A 17,661-nucleotide genomic window follows, 5' to 3' on the forward strand; every position below is an offset into this window, starting at 1 on the left:
AAATATTGTAAGATGAAAAAACAAGTAAAAAAAATAATTTGGATTGCAACCTCTATAGTAATGGCTGCGTCAATCCAATCATGTGACGAATTTGAAAAATTTGAGCCTATAGGTGCTAACTCTATTGCAGATGCTACACCTCCTACAGCTAGTTTTTCTTATTCGCAAGGAGAAGGTACAAATGGAGATGAATGGATGAATTATTCTTTCGGAAATTTATCTGCTAGCTCAACAACATATAGTTGGGATTTAGGAAACGGAACAACATCAACAGAGTTTGAACCAACAACAGTTTATCCAGCAGAAGGTATGTATACTGTTACTTTAACTGCTTCAGATGATTTAGGAGTTTCAAGTACATTTACAGAAACAATTGAAGTAGTTGAACCAGAAGTGCCTTTAGCTATAGTACCTACTATCGGAGAACAAGGTTTCGAAGATGGAAGTGACGCTTGTGGTACTGCTGCAGACGGACGTGATTGTTGGAGAAATAGTGATTTAGGAGGTGTTATTCAGATTACTTCAAGCCCTGTTCACGAAGGTTCTCAAGCAGCTAAGTTTCCTTCAGCAGGTGATCGTATTGCTTACCAAGAATTAACAGTATCACCTAACTCAGATTACACTTTAACGTATTTTTATACTTTAAAGACTAATAACCCTGGTTCTATAACTGTTTCAGTTTTAGCAGGAGGTGGTCATACAGATTTAACAACTGCATTAGCTGCAACTATTGAAGATTTCGAAGGTTCAGATCAAACAAGTTCTAATGACTATGTTGCTGCGAATGTTATGTTTAATTCAGGAGCAAATTCTACAATTTCAATTCTTGTAACAAATCAAGGAGAAGAAGCTAGAATTGATAATTTTGCTATCATGGCAAACTAATAATTTAATAAAACATTTAAAGACTGAAACATATGCGTATAAAACTTAAATTAATTGTCTTGTTTGTGTTTGTTTCAGTTTTAAATGCTAACTGTCAATCTAGTAAGGTTGTTACAGAAGATAATGCAGAAACTAAAACTAAAAAGAAGAAGAAAAAAAAGAAGAAGTTTAAACTTCCGGAAATAGATTTAACACACTGGAAAGTAACGACACCTGCGGGTGATGGAAAAAAACCTCAAGAGGTTTCTCCTCCAGAGATAATGGATTATGCCACTAATGAAGCTTTAAAGCCTTATATGTATAATGATTCTACAAGAGGAGCTATCGTTTTTTATGCTTTTCCTAGTAAAGCAACTACTGCCAATACAAAATATTCTAGATCAGAGCTTAGAGAACAAATGGTGTCTGGGGAGAATAATGTTAATTGGACATTTAAAGAAGGTGGTTACATGAAAGGAAAATTAGCTATTGATGATATATCAAAAGATAGTAAAGGTAAATATCACCGTGTCATAATCATGCAAATTCATGGTAGATTAACCAATGAACAGCGAGATTTAGTAGGTGAAAAAGATAATAATGCACCTCCAATGCTTAAAATTTATTGGGATAAAGGTAAAATTAGAGTTAAAACTAAGGTGCTTAAAAATCTAAATGCTACGCCAGAACAAATGTTACATGAAGACGCATGGGGAGATGATGAAGGTTTTAATTTTGAACAGGAAGTTGGTTTTAGGAAATTTACATTAGAAGTAGAAGTTTCGGATGGTAAAATGGTTGTTGTTTTAAATAAAAATGAGTTTAAAGTATATGATAATATCCATATGAAAAAGTGGGGCATTTTTGAAAACTATTTTAAAGCAGGAAACTATTTACAAACCAGAGATGAAGGTGCGTTTGCTAAGGTTCGATATTACGATCTAGAAGTAAAACATTAATAATATTTTGATTAGTCTTTTTAATTAAGTTAAGCTTTAGAGGTCTTTAATAGACCTTGAAGTTTAGCTTAATAATTATTAAAAGAATATTGTTAAGTTTTTAGTAAATTTACCAATGATAAATGATACTTAAAATATATAATTTATATGAAGTTAGAGGTCCTTACAAAAAACGAAAATTTTAGTATACAGAAGCAGATTATTGCCAAGATAAGAGATTTAATAAATGTTAAGAATCTTGAGCCAGGGGATAAATTACCAGCGGAACGTGTACTGTCAGAAAAATTTGAAGTTTCTAGAAGTAGTGTAAGGGAAGCAATTCAAAAATTAGAATTTTATGGGTTATTAAAGTCTATTCCTCAAAGTGGGACGTTTGTCGCAAATATTGGGGTTATTGCATTAAATGGAATGATCGAAGATATTTTAAGATTAGAAGATCCTGAATTTAAATCGTTAGTAGAAACCAGAATTCTTTTAGAACTTAAAACAGTAAAATTAGCTGCTTTAAGACGTACAGAAGAAGATTTAATAAAATTGAAAGAAGCTTTAGATGCTTATAGTAATAAAGTAAAAAACAAAGAGGATGCTGTTCAAGAAGATTTATTATTTCATCTGGCAATAGCAAGAGCAAGTGGTAATAGTTCTATGAATACGTTCATGCTAATTATTACGCCAGAAATTATAACAAATTTTGAAAAATATCATGTTTGTCATAAAGGGTTATCAGCAAGTGCAATTACAGAGCATCAATTAATTTTTGAGGCTATAAAAAAACAAGATCCGGTTGAAGCTAAAAAAGCAATGAAAAACCATTTTAACGAATTATACAAATACTGTTATAATTTATAGAAAAAACAAATAATAATTTAAGATATAAGGACTTAAATTACAATAAATCAAAATTTTAGAAAAATAGTCTATTAGACTTATAGTTAGTGTTTTACTATCTATAGGCTTAGAATTTCTATTTTAAAATTTTTAAAAAAAGGATATGAAAACAAAAGGATTAAGATGGTGGGTAGTAGGACTTGTGGCTTTGGCTGCAGTTGTTAATTACATAGATAGACAAGCTTTTGGAGCACTATGGCCTGACATTGCAAATGACTTATTTCCAGAGATGGATAAAGATGGACATAAAGTTATTTTTGGAACCATATCTACAGTTTTTATACTATCGTATGCTGGTGGTCAAGCGCTTTTTGGAAAAATATTTGATTGGATTGGTACAAGAATGGGTTTTGCACTTTCTATTGGTGTGTGGTCTATTGCAACGATGTTGCATGCCTTTGCTCAGGGAATGTTAAGTTTTTCAATTTTCAGATCAATATTAGGTTTAGCAGAGGCAGGTAATTGGCCTGGAGCTGCTAAAGCTAATGCAGAGTGGTTTCCAACAAAAGAAAGAGCACTTGCACAAGGTGTTTTTAATTCTGGAGCAGCAATTGGAGGTATAGTAGCGTATCCAGTTATTGGATTACTATCTGCTTATTTAGAGTGGAAAGCTATTTTTATAGTTGTGGGAGCGCTAGGATTATTATGGTTATTACCTTGGTTATATATTGTGAAATCAGGACCAAAAACACATCCTTGGTTATCGGATGATGAAAGAAAGTATATTCTTTCTGGACAAAAAAATCAAGATATTGATGAAGATGGTAATTATGATGACGGATATGTACCTACTACAACTGAGTTATTAAAACATAAAGAAAGTTGGGGAGTTATTATTGCTTCTGCAGCATTAGATCCTATTTGGTGGTTATTTATAGTTTGGATACCAATCTACTTGTCTGAAGTATTTGGTTTAAATGTTAAAGAGATTGCATTTTCTGCATGGTTACCTTATGTTGGAGCTATGATTGGTGCATGGGCAGGAGGGCTTATTGCACAAAATAGACTTACGGCTGGTTGGTCAGTAGATAAGACAAGAAAAATGGTTATTACTTTAGGGTGTTTAATTATGATTCCTTGTTTCTTTTTATTAAAAGCACCTGGATCAGCAACAACAGCAGTTATTATTATGGCAGTATTGCTTTTTGGTTTCCAAATTGCTATTGGTAACATACAGACACTACCTAGTGATCTTTTTGGAGGAAAAATAGTTGGTACGCTATCTGGTTTTGCAGGTATGGCAGCTAAGCTTGGTGCAGCAGGATTAACTCTTTTAGTGACGTTTATTACTACAGGAGGTAATTATACACCTGCATTTTTAATAGGAGGAGCATTAGCAATAATTGCGTTATTATCGGTTTGGGTATTATGTCCTAAAATCGAACCATTAAAACCTAGAAATTAAATAAGAATAGTTAATCTAGTTCAATATTAAAACAAGAATAAATTAAAATTAAACACATATAAAAATGAGTAATACAAACGGAAAAGTAGCTATAGTAACAGGTGCCACAGGAGGAATCGGTTTTGAAGTAGCAAAAAGATTAGGAAAAGATGGATATACTGTAGTTTTAAACGGTATTGATGATAAAGCTGGAGCTGAAAAATTAGCGCAATTAAAAGCTGATGGGATCACTGCAGAATATTACGGTTTTGATGTAACTAGCGAAGAGCAAGTAACAGCTAACATCGTTAAGATTGGTGAAAAATATGGTAGAATTGATGTGCTTGTAAATAATGCAGGTGGATTAGGTGGTCGATCTAGATTTGAAGAAATGACAACTGAGTTTTACAGAAATGTAATGGCTTTAAACTTAGATTCAGTATTTTTTGCTTCAAGAGCAGCTATCCCTTTCCTTAAAAAAGGAGAGCACCCTTCAATAATTAACTATACATCTAATGCAGGATGGACTGCAGGTGGACCAGGTGCAGGTATTTACGGTACGTCTAAAGCAGGTGTACACGCAATTACTAGAGCTTTAGCTAAAGATTTAGCTGAATATGGTATTAGAGTTAATGCAGTGTCTCCAGGGACTATTGATACACCTTTCCATGCACAGATTAAAGCAACTAAGCCAGAGGTTTTTGCTTCTTGGGCAAACAATATTATGTTAGGTAGATTAGGTCAGCCAGAAGATGTTGCTGGAGTAATCTCATTCTTAGCAAGTAAGGATGCGTCTTTCATTACAGCTGAAACGATCCAAATTGGTGGTGGTCAAGCTTTAGGAATTTAATTTTAAGTATCTTAGTTAGAAATAAATCAGACTTAGTTCATTATTACAAGTAATGAGATAATAGATTTAACTAACTAATGTTATAAGTTATAGTAAACTGGATAGTTTTATTTTTTGTACCATTTTTTTTTAACGTCTATTGATTGTTAAAAAAAGGTTTTAAAAAATAAAACTATTTGGTTTTTTTAAATAGAATAGTAATCAAATTTATAAAATGAGTAAAATTGTCACATTCGGAGAAATTATGTTAAGGCTCTCGACAGAGCGTCACTTAAGATTTTCTCAAGCAAATAAATTCGCTGCTTCCTATGGTGGTGGAGAGTTTAATGTAGCAGTATCATTAGCAAATTATGGTATTCCTGCCGAGTTTGTTACCAGGTTACCTGATAACGAAATTGGCGCTTGCGCGTTAAAAGAAATGCGTAAATTTAATGTAGAGTCCAAAAACGTGATTTATGGTGGTGACCGATTAGGTATTTATTATCTAGAAACGGGAGCTGGTACACGTGGTAGTAATGTAGTTTATGATAGAGCACATAGTTCTATGTCAACAATTACTAAAGGCGCTATAAACTGGGAAGACGTCTTAAAAGATGCAACATGGTTTCATTGGAGTGGGATTACCCCTGCAATTTCTCAATCTGCTGCTGACGAATGTCTAGAGGCTATAAAAGTTGCTCATAAATTAGGGATTACTATTTCTTCAGATTTAAATTATAGATCTAAATTATGGCAATATGGTAAAGAACCAAATCAAATAATGCCAGAGCTTTTAAAATATAGTAATATTATTTTAGGAGATATTGATACAGCATTTTTCATGCTAGGTAAAGATAAGGTTAATCCTAATTACCAAAATGAAAAATCATTACCCATCTTATACGATCAAATATTTAAATCGTGTCCTAATCTAAAAACAGTAGCGACGACCTTAAGGTATTCTGTTAGTGCATCTCACCAGCGTATTGGTGGTATCTTGTATGACGGAAAATCTGTGTATAATGCAGATGTTAAAGAAGTGACACCGGTAGTGGATAGAGTTGGTAGTGGAGATGCTTTTATGGGAGGATTAATTTACGGATTAGTAAACAATGATAACGATAAACAGCGTGCTTTAAATATTGCAGTAGCAGCTTGTTGCTTAAAACACACCATTTCTGGTGATTGTAATTTAATAACACTAGCTGATATCGAAAAATTATTAAGTGGAGATTCCTCAGGGAAAGTTTCCAGATAAAAAATACAAAATGGCAAATTTTACAAGAATACAAGTAGCAGAAGTTATGAAGCAAACAGGATTAGTTCCTTTGTTTTATAATGACGATATAGAAATTAGTAAATCAGTCGTAAAAGCTGTTTATGATGGTGGTGCACGTTTATTAGAGTTTACAGCTCGTGGCGATTTTGCTCACGAAGTTTTTGACGCTTTAAGTAAGTATGTAGCAAAAGAATTACCAGGAATGATAATGGGAGTTGGGTCTGTTACAGACGCTGCTTCAGCATCTAGATATATGGCTTTAGGAGCTAATTTTATTGTTACCCCAGTTTTAAGAGAAGACATAGCATTGGTTTGTAATAGACGTAAAGTGATGTGGTCTCCGGGTTGTGGAACTTTGACTGAGATTTGTCGTGCTGAAGAGTTAGGTTGTGAGATAGTAAAACTGTTTCCGGGTGGAACATACGGTGCTGATTTTGTAAAAGCTATTAAAGGTCCGCAACCATGGACAAGTATAATGCCTACAGGTGGTGTCTCTCCAACTAGAGATAGTTTAGAAGCTTGGTTTAAGGCAGGTGTAACTTGCGTAGGGATAGGTTCTAAGCTTATCGCAAAGGGTGCTGATGGTAGTTATGATTTAGATAAAATAAAATCTACAACAGAAAGTACTTTAAAAATTATAGATTCGTTAAAATAATACGTTATTTAGCGCTATTAAATATATCCCTTCAATATTTTTTATTGAAGGGATTTTTTACTTGAAAATGAATTATAATAAGTCCATCATATTTATGGTTGTAAGTGCATTAGCTTTTGCACTTATGAATTTGTTAGTCAAATATCTAAATGGGTTTGGTGTGTATCAAATTGTTTTTTTTAGAGCCATCGGTACATTAGCTTTTACAACGCCATTAATCTTAAAAAATAAGATTCCTTACTTTGGTAACAAGAAGCAATTAATGATAATAAGGGCCATAGTAGGTGTGATATCTTTGACCTGCTTCTTTCAATCTTTAAATTATATTGCTGTTGGTACTGCTGTGTCTTTACGGTATACAGCGCCAATTTTTGCAGCAATTTTAGCTGTATTTTTACTTAAAGAAAAAATCAAATTATTGCAATGGTTTCTGTTTGCGTTAGCCTTTTCAGGAGTTTTAATTATCAAAGGGTTTGGTCAGGATATAAATACATTAGGATTAGTTTTAATCTTTGTTTCGGCTTTTTCTAATGGATTAGTTTTTGTTTTAATTAGAAAAATTGGAAAGGATGAAAGCCCATTGGTTATAATCAATTACTTTATGCTTACAGCCTTAATATTTGGTGGTGTAATGAGTATTGGAGACTGGAAGACGCCAAATCAAATAGAGTGGCTAATACTGCTTAGTTTAGGTGTTTTTGGCTATGTTGGACAACTCTATATGACCAAAGCTTTTCAAACAGGAAAAACTAGTGTTGTCGCACCGTTTAAATATGTTGAAGTAATTTTTACAATTATAGTAAGTACATTCTGGTTTTTAGAATCCTATAGTGCTATGGTATTATTAGGAATAGCTATTATAATAGCGGCTTTAATAAGTAACACCTTGTATGCTGCTAAAAAATAACACTGTTTTTATTGCTGTAAATAGGTCATCACGGTAGTTGTAGCACCTTTGTTTTTTGCTATAAAATCTAAGTTTTTTGATCCCGTCGTTTTTCTAAAATCCGTATCATTAATAAGTCGGTTTAAATTAGTGGTAAGTAAATCTATGTTAGCAATAGAAAACACACCACCATTGTCAATCATGTCAAAAGCTTCAGGAAATTTACTATAGTTTTTTCCAATCAGTATTGGTACACCAAAAACAGCAGGCTCTAAAATGTTGTGCAGACCAGTGTTACCCATAGCGCCACCAACATAAGCAATATCTGCATAGCTATATGCTTTATTTAATAGCCCAATAGTATCTAAAATAAACACATCAAAATCTTGTAAATTCTGTCCTTCTTTTTTTGAAAATAAGACGGAAGATTTAATTAATCCAGACTGTATGTTTTCAATCTGTTTGGATTTAATATTATGTGGTGCAATTATAAACTTAACTGGTAGGCCTTCATAATTGTTGATAAAATCAATTAAAAGCAATTCGTCTTCCGGCCAAGAACTACCAACTACAATACATAGTTTGTCGTCTTTAAAGGCTTTTATAAATGGTAAGTTGTTATCAATTAGTAATTGGTTAGAAACGCGATCAAATCTAGTATCTCCAGATATGGTTGCATGCTTATAACCAATAGTTTCTAAAAGTGTTTTTGAAGTTTCGTTTTGTGTAAAAATATGGTCAAAAGCAAATAGCGCTTTTTTAGTTTCCTTACCATACCATTTAAAAAAGGATTGGTCTTCTCTAAAAGCTGCTGATATTAATATAGCTTTCAGCCCTCTGTTTTTTATTTCATTTAAGTAATTAGGCCAAATTTCATATTTAACAAAAACAGTTAACTCTGGATTAATCATAGTTATAAAACGTTTTGCATTTTGTTTACTATCTAAAGGCAAGTAAACAACGATATCTGCAAAAGGGGCGTTTTTTCTTATTTCAAAACCAGAAGGAGAGAAAAACGATAACACAATTTTATGATCGGGATAGTTTGTGCGTAATTGGTTAAAAATTGGTAAACCTTGCTCGTACTCTCCCAAAGACGCACAATGAAACCATAGTGTTTTATCACCTGTATTTAATGCTTGTTGTAGTTTTTTAAAAGTTTCAGCACGCCCAATAACCCCTAATTTAAGCTTGTTATTAAATAAACTTAGACCTTTTAAAGCTAAATTAGCTACTATAATGGTTATGTTATAAAGTGTTTTCACGTATCTATTTTTGCTAAAATAAACAATTCATTGCTTAGCGTTTGGTATTTTTGTAAATTCGATAATTATAAATTAAAAGTAAAACTAAGTTTCTAACATTAGTTTACCACATATACAGCGATGAAAAAAATACAAATGGTTGATCTTAAAGGTCAATACGCAGCTATAAAAAATGTTGTAGATTCTTCAATTCAAGAAATTATAGACAACACCAGTTTTGTAAATGGGCCTAAGGTGCATGAGTTTCAAAAAAATCTTGAAGATTACTTAGATGTAAAACACGTAATCCCTTGTGCCAATGGTACAGATGCTTTGCAAATTGCAATGATGGGATTAGGTCTGGAGCAAGGAGATGAAGTGATCACAGCCGATTTTACCTTTGCTGCAACTGTAGAGGTTATCGCATTATTAAAACTTACACCTGTTTTAGTAGATGTAAACCCTGACGATTTTAATATCAGTATTGAAGCCATTAAAAAGGCAATTACACCAAAAACCAAAGCGATTGTACCTGTACATTTATTTGGGCAATGTGCCAATATGGAAGCAATCATGCAAATAGCAGAAGAGCATAATTTGTATGTTATAGAAGATAATGCACAAGCAATTGGCGCAAACTATAAGTATAGCAATGGGACAAAAGCAAAAGCGGGTACCATAGGTCATGTGGCTTCAACATCATTCTTTCCTTCTAAAAATTTAGGATGTTATGGAGATGGAGGCGCTATTTTTACTAACGATGATGCGTTAGCACATACTATAAGAGGAATAGTAAATCACGGAATGTACGAGCGTTACCACCATGATGTGGTAGGGGTAAACTCGCGTTTAGATTCTATCCAAGCAGCAGTTTTAGATGCAAAGTTACCTAAGTTAGATAGTTATAATAATGCACGTCGTAATGCCGCAAGAAAATATAGTGCAGCATTGGCAGGCGTACCGCAAATAACAACGCCAAAGACGGTAAATAATTGCGAAGGTATTTGTGATACGTGCGACTGTCACGTGTTTCATCAATATACTTTAAAAATCCAAAACGCAGACAGAGATGCTTTAGTGAAGCACTTAAATGATAACGGAATTCCATGTGGTGTGTACTACCCAATCCCGTTACATTTACAAAAAGCATACAAAGATGAGCGTTATAACGAATCTGATTTTCCTGTTACAAACCAATTAGTAAAGCAAGTAATATCATTACCAATGCATACCGAGTTGGATGACGAGCAAATCGAATTTATAACAACAACAATTAAAAATTTTTTAGCCTAAACCATTAGGGCGTTACCACAAGGGGCGGGCTATCCGCTAAAATCTTTTTTTGCCATATATGGCAGCAAAAAAAGGATACCGCTTCTATCCCTAACGTAAACAAAAAACATATGAAAATACTAGTAACAGGAGGTTTAGGATTTATAGGGTCACACACCGTTGTCGAGCTTCAAAATAAAGGATACCAAGTCATAATAATAGATAATCTCTCCAATGCCTCGTTAGACGTTTTGGAGGGTATTGTTTCAATTACAAATCAGACGCCTATTTTTGAAAAGTTAGATTTAAAAGATAAGTCAGCAGTTCAAAACTTTTTTAAAGCACATCAAGACATTCAAGGTGTTATCCATTTTGCAGCAAGTAAAGCAGTAGGAGAGAGTGTAACCAATCCTTTAATGTATTATGAGAATAATATCAATACCTTAGTTTATGTACTACAAGAACTAACAAAATTAGAAGTGTCTAATTTTATCTTTAGTTCTTCGTGTACCGTTTATGGACAGGCAGATGTAATGCCAATAGCAGAAACTGCACCAGTAAAACCAGCAGAATCGCCCTACGGAAACACAAAACAAATTGGAGAAGAAATCATAAAAGAGACTTGTAATATCAATGCTAAATTAAATAGTATTGCTTTGCGTTATTTTAATCCAATTGGCGCACACGATTCTGCAAAAATAGGCGAGTTACCAATAGGTGTGCCTCAAAATTTAATACCATATATAACGCAAACTGGCATAGGACAAAGAGCACAATTATCTGTGTTTGGAGATGATTATCCAACTTCAGATGGCACTTGTATTAGAGATTATATTCATGTTGTAGATCTAGCAAAAGCGCATGTTGTGGCATTACAACGCTTATTAAATAAGAATAATCAAACTAATTTTGAGGTCTTTAATTTAGGGACAGGAACAGGTAGTACAGTTTTAGAAGTCATTAAAGCATTCGAAAAAGTTTCAGACACAAAACTGAATTATAAGATAGTAGACAGGCGTCAAGGTGATATTATTTCTGCTTATGCAGATACGTCAAAAGCTAACGCAGAATTAGGATGGAAATCAGAGCATACGTTAGAAGATGCTATGCTATCTGCTTGGAAATGGCAAAAAGTGTTACATTCTAATTAACATATTAGGTGCCAGATGTTACTCTAGTTGTCAATCTTATAATTATAACGGAACATAGTTATCACATTTGTATTAATTAGCTGATTAATAATATTTTAGTTTTTTAAATTCGTTGTTGGTTATTATTCTTTATTCCTTTGCAACTAATGCAAATGATAAAACAATGAAATTGATCACAGTAAAACGTCAGACAAGACAGGAAAACAGATTTGCTCCCAAAATGGGGAGACTTAGTGCCAAAGTAACGTACATTAAAAAGCAAGTGCTTGGCATACCAATTAAAACGCTTCACAAGTATCGCGAAACGTATTACGGAGAAATTAAAGATTGCAGTGCATGTAATTTAGCTAGATAAATAAAAAAAGCCTCAATAAATATCGAGGCTTTTTTTTATGCTTTTTTAGTATTAAAACTGCCTACTATTAAGCAGCCCATTCCAACCATAACGGATACATCTGCTAAATTAAAAATTCCGGTTCTAAATACACCACCTAAATCAATGTGTAAAAAGTCGGTTACAGAGCCATATACAATACGATCGTATACATTGGCAATTCCACCACCTATTATACAACAAAATCCAACTAAGGTCATTGTATTCATCGTTTTGTCTTTAATAATATGTCTCAAAACTAAAGCTAAAACTATTATAGGTAATACTAAAAGTAACCCAATACGCAGCGCAGGACTAAAGTCACTACCCATACCTAAAAAGGCACCTTTATTCTCTACATTATGAAGTGTAAAATATTGTCCAAAAATTTCAGTTTCAGTACCTGCAATAACATCAACTCTAACAATGATTTTAGAGACTTGATCCAAAATTATATTTAAAACAATTAAGCCTAGAATAAGTATATTTCTACTACTCATCATTTTTTAGATCTAAGGTTGCAGATGCTGTCTGTGCGTCTCTGTTAATCTTTTTTACCAACCCTTGTAATACTTTTCCAGGTCCAACTTCAGTAAATAAAGTTGCCCCATCTGTTATCATTTGTTGCACAGATTGTGTCCAACGCACAGGTGCAGTTAATTGAGAGATTAAGTTTGCTTTTATTTCGTTTTCATCAGTAATTGCAGTTGCAGTTACATTTTGATAAATTGGGCAATGTGGTGTGCTAAATGTTGTGTTTTCAATAGCTGCTGCTAATTCTTCTCTTGCAGGCTCCATCATTGGCGAGTGAAATGCGCCTCCAACAGGAAGCATTAATGCACGTCTTGCTCCCGCTTCTTTCATTGCTTCACAAGCTTTTTCTACTGCACTAACTTCTCCAGAGATTACTAATTGTCCAGGACAATTGTAATTTGCTGCAACAACAACACCATCTATATTAGCACAAATATCTTCAACAACTTTGTCTTCAAGACCTAATACTGCAGCCATTGTACTTGGTTGTATTTCGCAAGCTTTTTGCATGGCTTGTGCACGCTGAGATACTAATTTAAGTCCATCTTCAAAGCTTAGTGCGCCTGCTGCTACTAAAGCAGAAAATTCACCTAAACTATGTCCTGCAACCATTTCAGGTTTAAAAGTGTCTCCTAAAGTTTTTGCTAAAATAACGGAGTGTAAAAAAATAGCAGGTTGTGTAACCTTTGTTTCTTTTAATTGCTCAGCAGTACCTTCAAACATAATGTCTGTAATGTTGAACCCTAAAATTTCATTTGCATCTTCAAATAAATGCTGTGCTTCTGGTGAGTTTTCGTATAAATCAAGACCCATTCCTGTAAATTGGGCACCTTGACCTGGAAATATATATGCTTTCATTGATTTCTAATTTAAGAGGCAAAAATAAGAATAATATCTTTATTTGAAGCACGACTAATATTAAGACTTATAACCGTAAAGGTTAAGTCTTAATGGATTTATATCTATATTAATAGCGCTTTTAAAAGGATCTATTATAGTTTGCCTGTTGCAGCTTCTGCACAACGTTCACCATCCATAGCAGCGCTAATAATTCCACCAGCATATCCACCACCTTCACCGCAAGGATATAAGTTTGTGATTTCTGGATGCGCTAACGTTTCGCCTCTAGGAATACTAACCGGAGATGAAGTACGAGATTCAACCCCAATAATATTAGCTTCTTCAGTATAGTATCCTTTCATTTTATCTCCAAATGCTTTAAACCCTTTTCTTAAAGAGGCTCCTATTAATTTAGGAAATAAACTATGTAAAGGGGCACTGTTTAGACCGGGTTGGTAAGAGGTTTCATTTAAACTACTTGATAATTTACCTTCAACAAAATCAGTCATTCTTTGTGCGGGCGCTACTTGGCTGCGTCCACCTGCATTAAATGCTAACTTCTCTAAGTCTTTCTGAAATTCTAATGCTTTTAAAGCGCCAAAATGTTCGTATTTTTTAAGATCGCGATTGGCATCAATTTCTACAACAATTCCTGAGTTAGCAAATTTGTTATTTCGCCTTGAAGGCGACATTCCATTAACAACAACTTCTCCATTAGCAGTTGCTGCAGGAACAATAAATCCACCTGGACACATGCAAAAACTGTATACACCACGTCCATTGACTTGTTGTACTAAGCTGTAAGAGGCTGCGGGTAATAACTCAGGTCTTGGTCCTTCACAATGGTATTGAATGCTATCAATAATATGTTGTGGATGTTCTGCTCTAACACCCATTGCAAAAGACTTTGCTTCTAGTGCAATATTTTTGTTATTTAGTAGGTTGAAAATATCTCTAGCAGAGTGTCCCGTTGCTAGTATCACTTTATCGGTTATTAATTCGTCTCCATTTTTAAGTTGGATAGCTTCGATCTTATTATTTTTAATTGTAAAATCTGTGACACGGGTATTAAAATGGACTTCTCCACCATATTTAAGGATATTCTCTCTAATATTTTGTACAACTTTTGGTAGCTTGTTGGTTCCAATATGTGGATGCGCATCAACCAAAATTTGATCCGTAGCGCCATGATAAACAAGGTTTTCAAAAATACGACGTACATCACCACGTTTTAAACTACGGGTGTATAATTTACCATCACTATAAGTTCCTGCACCTCCTTCTCCGAAGCAGTAATTAGAGTCTTCGTTTACAAAATGGTCTTGATTGATGGCTTTTAAATCGCGTCGTCTATCTTTTACATTTGCACCACGCTCTAAAACTATAGGTTTAAACCCTAATTCTATACAACGTAAAGCTGCCCACATACCAGCGGGACCAAATCCTATAATATGTATAGGTTTTGCTTTTGATACATCTTTATAGTCAAAGGTGTAGTCAGATGTGTCAGGCATAGGTTCCTTAATAAAAACCGAAACCTTATAATTAAAGATGATTTTTGGTTTTCTGGCATCAATAGATTTTCTTAAAATCTTAATTCCTGTAATGTCATCTCTTGACATGGAAAGGGATATCGCAGATTTTTTAATTAAAATATCTGGAATCTCTTCTTCTTTTAACGAAACACGAAGTTGAATATCTTTTACCATGCTGCAAAATTAGTCAAATTTGAGATAAAAGACATGAACTACGATTTATCTTGTTTAACATTTTTTTTATTTGCTACTTATTAGAGAATAGGTTATTACAATATAAAGGGGTTTTGTGTGTTTTAAAACTATATGTTTAGTAATTGAAAACCGTCTTATTTATATTACTTTTACAGTCTAATCCTTCAAAATAAAAAAATCTTGATTTCAAAATCTTCCATAGACCAAGTATATGAAGTCTCCAGACTTGAAGAGGTTATTGGTGACTTTGTTCAGCTTAAAAAAGCAGGTAGTAATTTTAAGGGTTTAAGCCCTTTTTCTGACGAGAGATCGCCAAGTTTTGTGGTGTCTCCTGTTAAACAAATATGGAAAGATTTTTCTAGTGGTAAAGGTGGTAATGTCGTTGCTTTTTTAATGGAGCATGAGCATTTTACTTATCCAGAAGCTATTAAATATTTGGCTAAAAAGTATAATATTGAAATTGAAGAAACAATACAATCTGACGAGCAGAAACAAGAACAGGATAAACGTGAAAGTTTATACTTAGTTAGCGAGTTTGCAAGTAAGTATTTTCAAAATATACTGCATAATACAGATCAAGGAAAGGCAATTGGTTTAAGTTATTTTAAAGAGCGTGGTTTTACACTAGAAACCATAAAGAAATTTGATTTAGGATATAGTTTAGATCAGTGGAGTGGATTTACAGACGAAGCTTTAAAAAAAGGATATAAATTAGAGTTTTTAGAAGCTACAGGGTTAACAATTGTAAAGGAGAGTAAACGTTTTGACCGTTTTAAAGGGCGTGTGTTGTTTCCTATACAAAGTATGAGTGGTCGTGTTTTAGGTTTTGGAGGACGTATTTTAACCAACGATAAAAAAGCGGCTAAATATCTAAACAGCCCAGAAAGTGATCTGTACCATAAAAGTAAAGTGTTGTATGGTATTTATAATGCCAAACAAAGTATAGCTAAAGAAGATAATTGTTATTTGGTAGAAGGGTATACAGATGTTATTCAATTTTATCAAACAGGAATAAAAAATGTTGTATCCAGTTCTGGAACAGCTTTAACAAGTGATCAGATTAGATTAATTAACCGTTTAACTAAAAATATTACTGTATTATTTGATGGTGATGCTGCGGGTATGCGTGCCTCTTTAAGAGGAATTGATTTAATCCTTGAACAAGGTATGAATGTTAAGGTTTGTACATTTCCTGAAGGGGAAGATCCGGATAGTTTTGCTAAATCTAATACCTTAGAAGAGTTAACTAAGTATTTAGAAGACAATGCTCAGGATTTTATACAGTTTAAAGCTTCTGTGTTATACGAAGGTGCAAAAAATGACCCAATAAAAAAGGCGGAAACTATTAGAGATATTGTAAACAGTATTGCTAAAATTCCGGATAGAATTAAAACTGAAATCTATATTCAAGAGTGTGCTAGAATAATGGATATTAGTGAGGAAGTATTGTTTTCTACTTTGGCACAAATCACAAACAAAGATCAAAATAGTGGGTCTAAAGGTCCAGAAACACCTAAAGCTTTTGAGGTTGTTAAAAACACACCGACAGTTAAAAAAGTAGATGTACAATATACATTAGAACGAAAAATTATTGAAATTTTATTGCTTTATGGGGATAGAACAGAGGATTTTGAAGATTTAATTTTAAAAGAAAACGAAAAAGGACAGTTGGAGTTAGAACCAGTTGTACAGCAATCTAAAGTGTTTGAAAAAGTGTTTTTAGATTTGCAAGAAGACGAAATGGAGTTTTTAAATCCAATGTTTAAAGATATTTATTTTGCAATAATTGAGACCTTAAATCAAAATCCTGAATTTAAAATAGAGAGTATTATAAATACAATTCATCCTGATTTAGCTTCAGAGATTACGTCTATATTAATGGAAGATGAGCGTTATGAATTGTCCGATTGGGAACGTAACAATATATTCCCGAAAACTAAAGTAGACTCTGTGCCACAGTTAGTAAGCGAAACGATTTTAACGTTAAGATGCTTTTTAATTGATCAAAAAGTACTTAATTACCAGCAACAAACACTTCAAAACAGAGCAGAAGTAAATAGAGACATCTTAGAAGAGGTCAAGGACTACTCTGGTTTGAAAATGTTGTTAGCTAGAAAATTAAACCGAGCGTTATAAATCTAAACTTTTGGCTTGATTTACAAGATCTATTAAGTTAGTTACGTTTAGTTTTTTCATTAAACGCGCTCTGTATGTACTTACCGTTTTCTCGTTGATTTGTAATTCTTCAGCAATTTCTTTATTTCTTCTTCCGTTAGATAAAAGTTTTAAGACTTCAACCTCTCTAGTAGATAGTTTTTTATAGTAATTACTTTTTCCAGAATTTTTATCAAGAGCAATCTTTCTAGATAGACTTGGACTTATATAAACGCCACCCAAATGTACTTTCATGATGGCATCTTTTAGTGTTAATAAGTCCGTAGATTTTTGAACATAACCATCTGCGCCAGCTTTTATAGCACTTACCGCATACACTTCTTCTTGTTGTGCGCTGTAGATAATAACTTTTACTTCGGGATGTTCTTTTTTAATACGTCTTAAAACACTAATACCATTAAGCTTTGGTAAATCTATTTCACAAAGTAAAATATCTGTAGTGTATTGTTTTAGAGCGCCAAAAATAGCTTCGCCGTCAGGAACAGCTTCAATAAATTTTATATCACGCGAACTTGCGAAGACCAATTCTAACCCTTTTGTGACAATAGGGTGTTGGTCCGCAACCATTAGTTTAACCATGGTCAATTAGTTTTTAAGG

At 33.4% G+C, this 17,661-nt stretch carries 17 protein-coding genes; 12 read left to right on the top strand and 5 right to left on the bottom strand.

The window, feature by feature from the left end; translation table 11 throughout:
* Nucleotides 1-12: 12 nt before the first annotated feature.
* From CXF54_RS11710 to CXF54_RS11745, 8 genes are all read left to right on the top strand, one after another.
* Complete coding sequence (locus tag CXF54_RS11710; protein ID WP_101203679.1) at nt 13-885, top strand: PKD domain-containing protein; 873 nt, start codon at nt 13-15, stop codon at nt 883-885.
* A 32-nt stretch (nt 886-917) separates the two neighbouring features.
* Nucleotides 918-1,823 carry a polysaccharide lyase family 7 protein gene (locus CXF54_RS11715; RefSeq protein ID WP_101203680.1) on the top strand — a complete coding sequence of 302 codons (906 nt, stop codon included), beginning with the start codon at nt 918-920 and terminating at the stop codon, nt 1,821-1,823.
* A gap of 147 nt (nt 1,824-1,970) precedes the next feature.
* On the top strand, nt 1,971-2,672 hold the full coding sequence (locus tag CXF54_RS11720; RefSeq protein WP_101203681.1) for a FadR/GntR family transcriptional regulator: 702 nt from the start codon (nt 1,971-1,973) through the stop codon (nt 2,670-2,672).
* 142 nt (nt 2,673-2,814) lie between these two features.
* Complete coding sequence (locus CXF54_RS11725) at nt 2,815-4,116, top strand: MFS transporter (protein WP_090841882.1); 1,302 nt, start codon at nt 2,815-2,817, stop codon at nt 4,114-4,116.
* A gap of 64 nt (nt 4,117-4,180) precedes the next feature.
* The gene (locus CXF54_RS11730) at nt 4,181-4,945 is read left to right on the top strand and encodes an SDR family NAD(P)-dependent oxidoreductase (protein WP_090841884.1); all 765 of its coding nucleotides are present in this window, start codon (nt 4,181-4,183) and stop codon (nt 4,943-4,945) included.
* Between the two features lie 214 nt (nt 4,946-5,159).
* Nucleotides 5,160-6,182: a sugar kinase gene (locus tag CXF54_RS11735; RefSeq protein WP_090841886.1), complete on the top strand. Its 1,023-nt coding sequence runs from the start codon at nt 5,160-5,162 to the stop codon at nt 6,180-6,182.
* 10 nt (nt 6,183-6,192) lie between these two features.
* Nucleotides 6,193-6,858 (top strand): bifunctional 4-hydroxy-2-oxoglutarate aldolase/2-dehydro-3-deoxy-phosphogluconate aldolase, encoded by a 666-nt coding sequence (locus tag CXF54_RS11740; protein ID WP_090841888.1) that lies wholly within the window; start codon nt 6,193-6,195, stop codon nt 6,856-6,858.
* Nucleotides 6,859-6,925: 67 nt separating this feature from the next.
* A complete protein-coding gene (locus CXF54_RS11745; RefSeq protein ID WP_232782612.1) occupies nt 6,926-7,765 on the top strand; it encodes a DMT family transporter in 840 nt (279 codons plus the stop codon).
* Between the two features lie 8 nt (nt 7,766-7,773).
* Here the strand turns inward: CXF54_RS11745 and CXF54_RS11750 are convergent, their stop codons facing one another.
* Nucleotides 7,774-9,009: a 3-deoxy-D-manno-octulosonic acid transferase gene (locus CXF54_RS11750; RefSeq protein WP_101203683.1), complete on the bottom strand. Its 1,236-nt coding sequence runs from the start codon at nt 9,007-9,009 to the stop codon at nt 7,774-7,776.
* Between the two features lie 120 nt (nt 9,010-9,129).
* Here CXF54_RS11750 and CXF54_RS11755 point away from each other — a divergent pair, with 120 nt between their 5' ends.
* The 3 genes from CXF54_RS11755 (at nt 9,130) to CXF54_RS11765 (ending at nt 11,766) form a co-directional block, all read left to right on the top strand.
* Nucleotides 9,130-10,281, top strand: a complete 1,152-nt coding sequence (locus CXF54_RS11755) for a DegT/DnrJ/EryC1/StrS family aminotransferase (RefSeq protein ID WP_101203684.1) — start codon at nt 9,130-9,132, stop codon at nt 10,279-10,281.
* Nucleotides 10,282-10,391: 110 nt separating this feature from the next.
* Nucleotides 10,392-11,411 carry a UDP-glucose 4-epimerase GalE gene (gene galE / locus CXF54_RS11760; RefSeq protein WP_101203685.1) on the top strand — a complete coding sequence of 340 codons (1,020 nt, stop codon included), beginning with the start codon at nt 10,392-10,394 and terminating at the stop codon, nt 11,409-11,411.
* A gap of 163 nt (nt 11,412-11,574) precedes the next feature.
* Nucleotides 11,575-11,766 carry a hypothetical protein gene (locus CXF54_RS11765; protein ID WP_101203686.1) on the top strand — a complete coding sequence of 64 codons (192 nt, stop codon included), beginning with the start codon at nt 11,575-11,577 and terminating at the stop codon, nt 11,764-11,766.
* 35 nt (nt 11,767-11,801) lie between these two features.
* On the opposite strand, the gene lspA is transcribed toward CXF54_RS11765, so the two are convergent.
* The 3 genes from lspA to CXF54_RS11780 form a co-directional block, all read right to left on the bottom strand.
* Nucleotides 11,802-12,287: a signal peptidase II gene (gene lspA, locus CXF54_RS11770; protein WP_090841901.1), complete on the bottom strand. Its 486-nt coding sequence runs from the start codon at nt 12,285-12,287 to the stop codon at nt 11,802-11,804.
* On the bottom strand, nt 12,277-13,176 hold the full coding sequence (fabD, locus tag CXF54_RS11775; protein WP_101203687.1) for an ACP S-malonyltransferase: 900 nt from the start codon (nt 13,174-13,176) through the stop codon (nt 12,277-12,279). The genes lspA and fabD overlap by 11 nt, the downstream gene beginning before the upstream one ends.
* Nucleotides 13,177-13,310: 134 nt before the next feature.
* Complete coding sequence (locus CXF54_RS11780; RefSeq protein WP_101203688.1) at nt 13,311-14,867, bottom strand: NAD(P)/FAD-dependent oxidoreductase; 1,557 nt, start codon at nt 14,865-14,867, stop codon at nt 13,311-13,313.
* A 201-nt stretch (nt 14,868-15,068) separates the two neighbouring features.
* On the opposite strand from CXF54_RS11780, the gene dnaG reads away from it, so the two are divergent.
* Nucleotides 15,069-17,024 (top strand): DNA primase, encoded by a 1,956-nt coding sequence (dnaG, locus tag CXF54_RS11785; RefSeq protein ID WP_090841908.1) that lies wholly within the window; start codon nt 15,069-15,071, stop codon nt 17,022-17,024.
* On the opposite strand, the gene CXF54_RS11790 is transcribed toward dnaG, so the two are convergent.
* On the bottom strand, nt 17,019-17,642 hold the full coding sequence (locus CXF54_RS11790) for a response regulator (RefSeq protein ID WP_090841909.1): 624 nt from the start codon (nt 17,640-17,642) through the stop codon (nt 17,019-17,021). The genes dnaG and CXF54_RS11790 overlap by 6 nt on opposite strands.
* Nucleotides 17,643-17,661 lie beyond the last annotated feature (19 nt).

This window comes from Olleya sp. 1-3 (assembly GCF_002836085.1).
Lineage (GTDB): Bacteria > Bacteroidota > Bacteroidia > Flavobacteriales > Flavobacteriaceae > Olleya > Olleya namhaensis.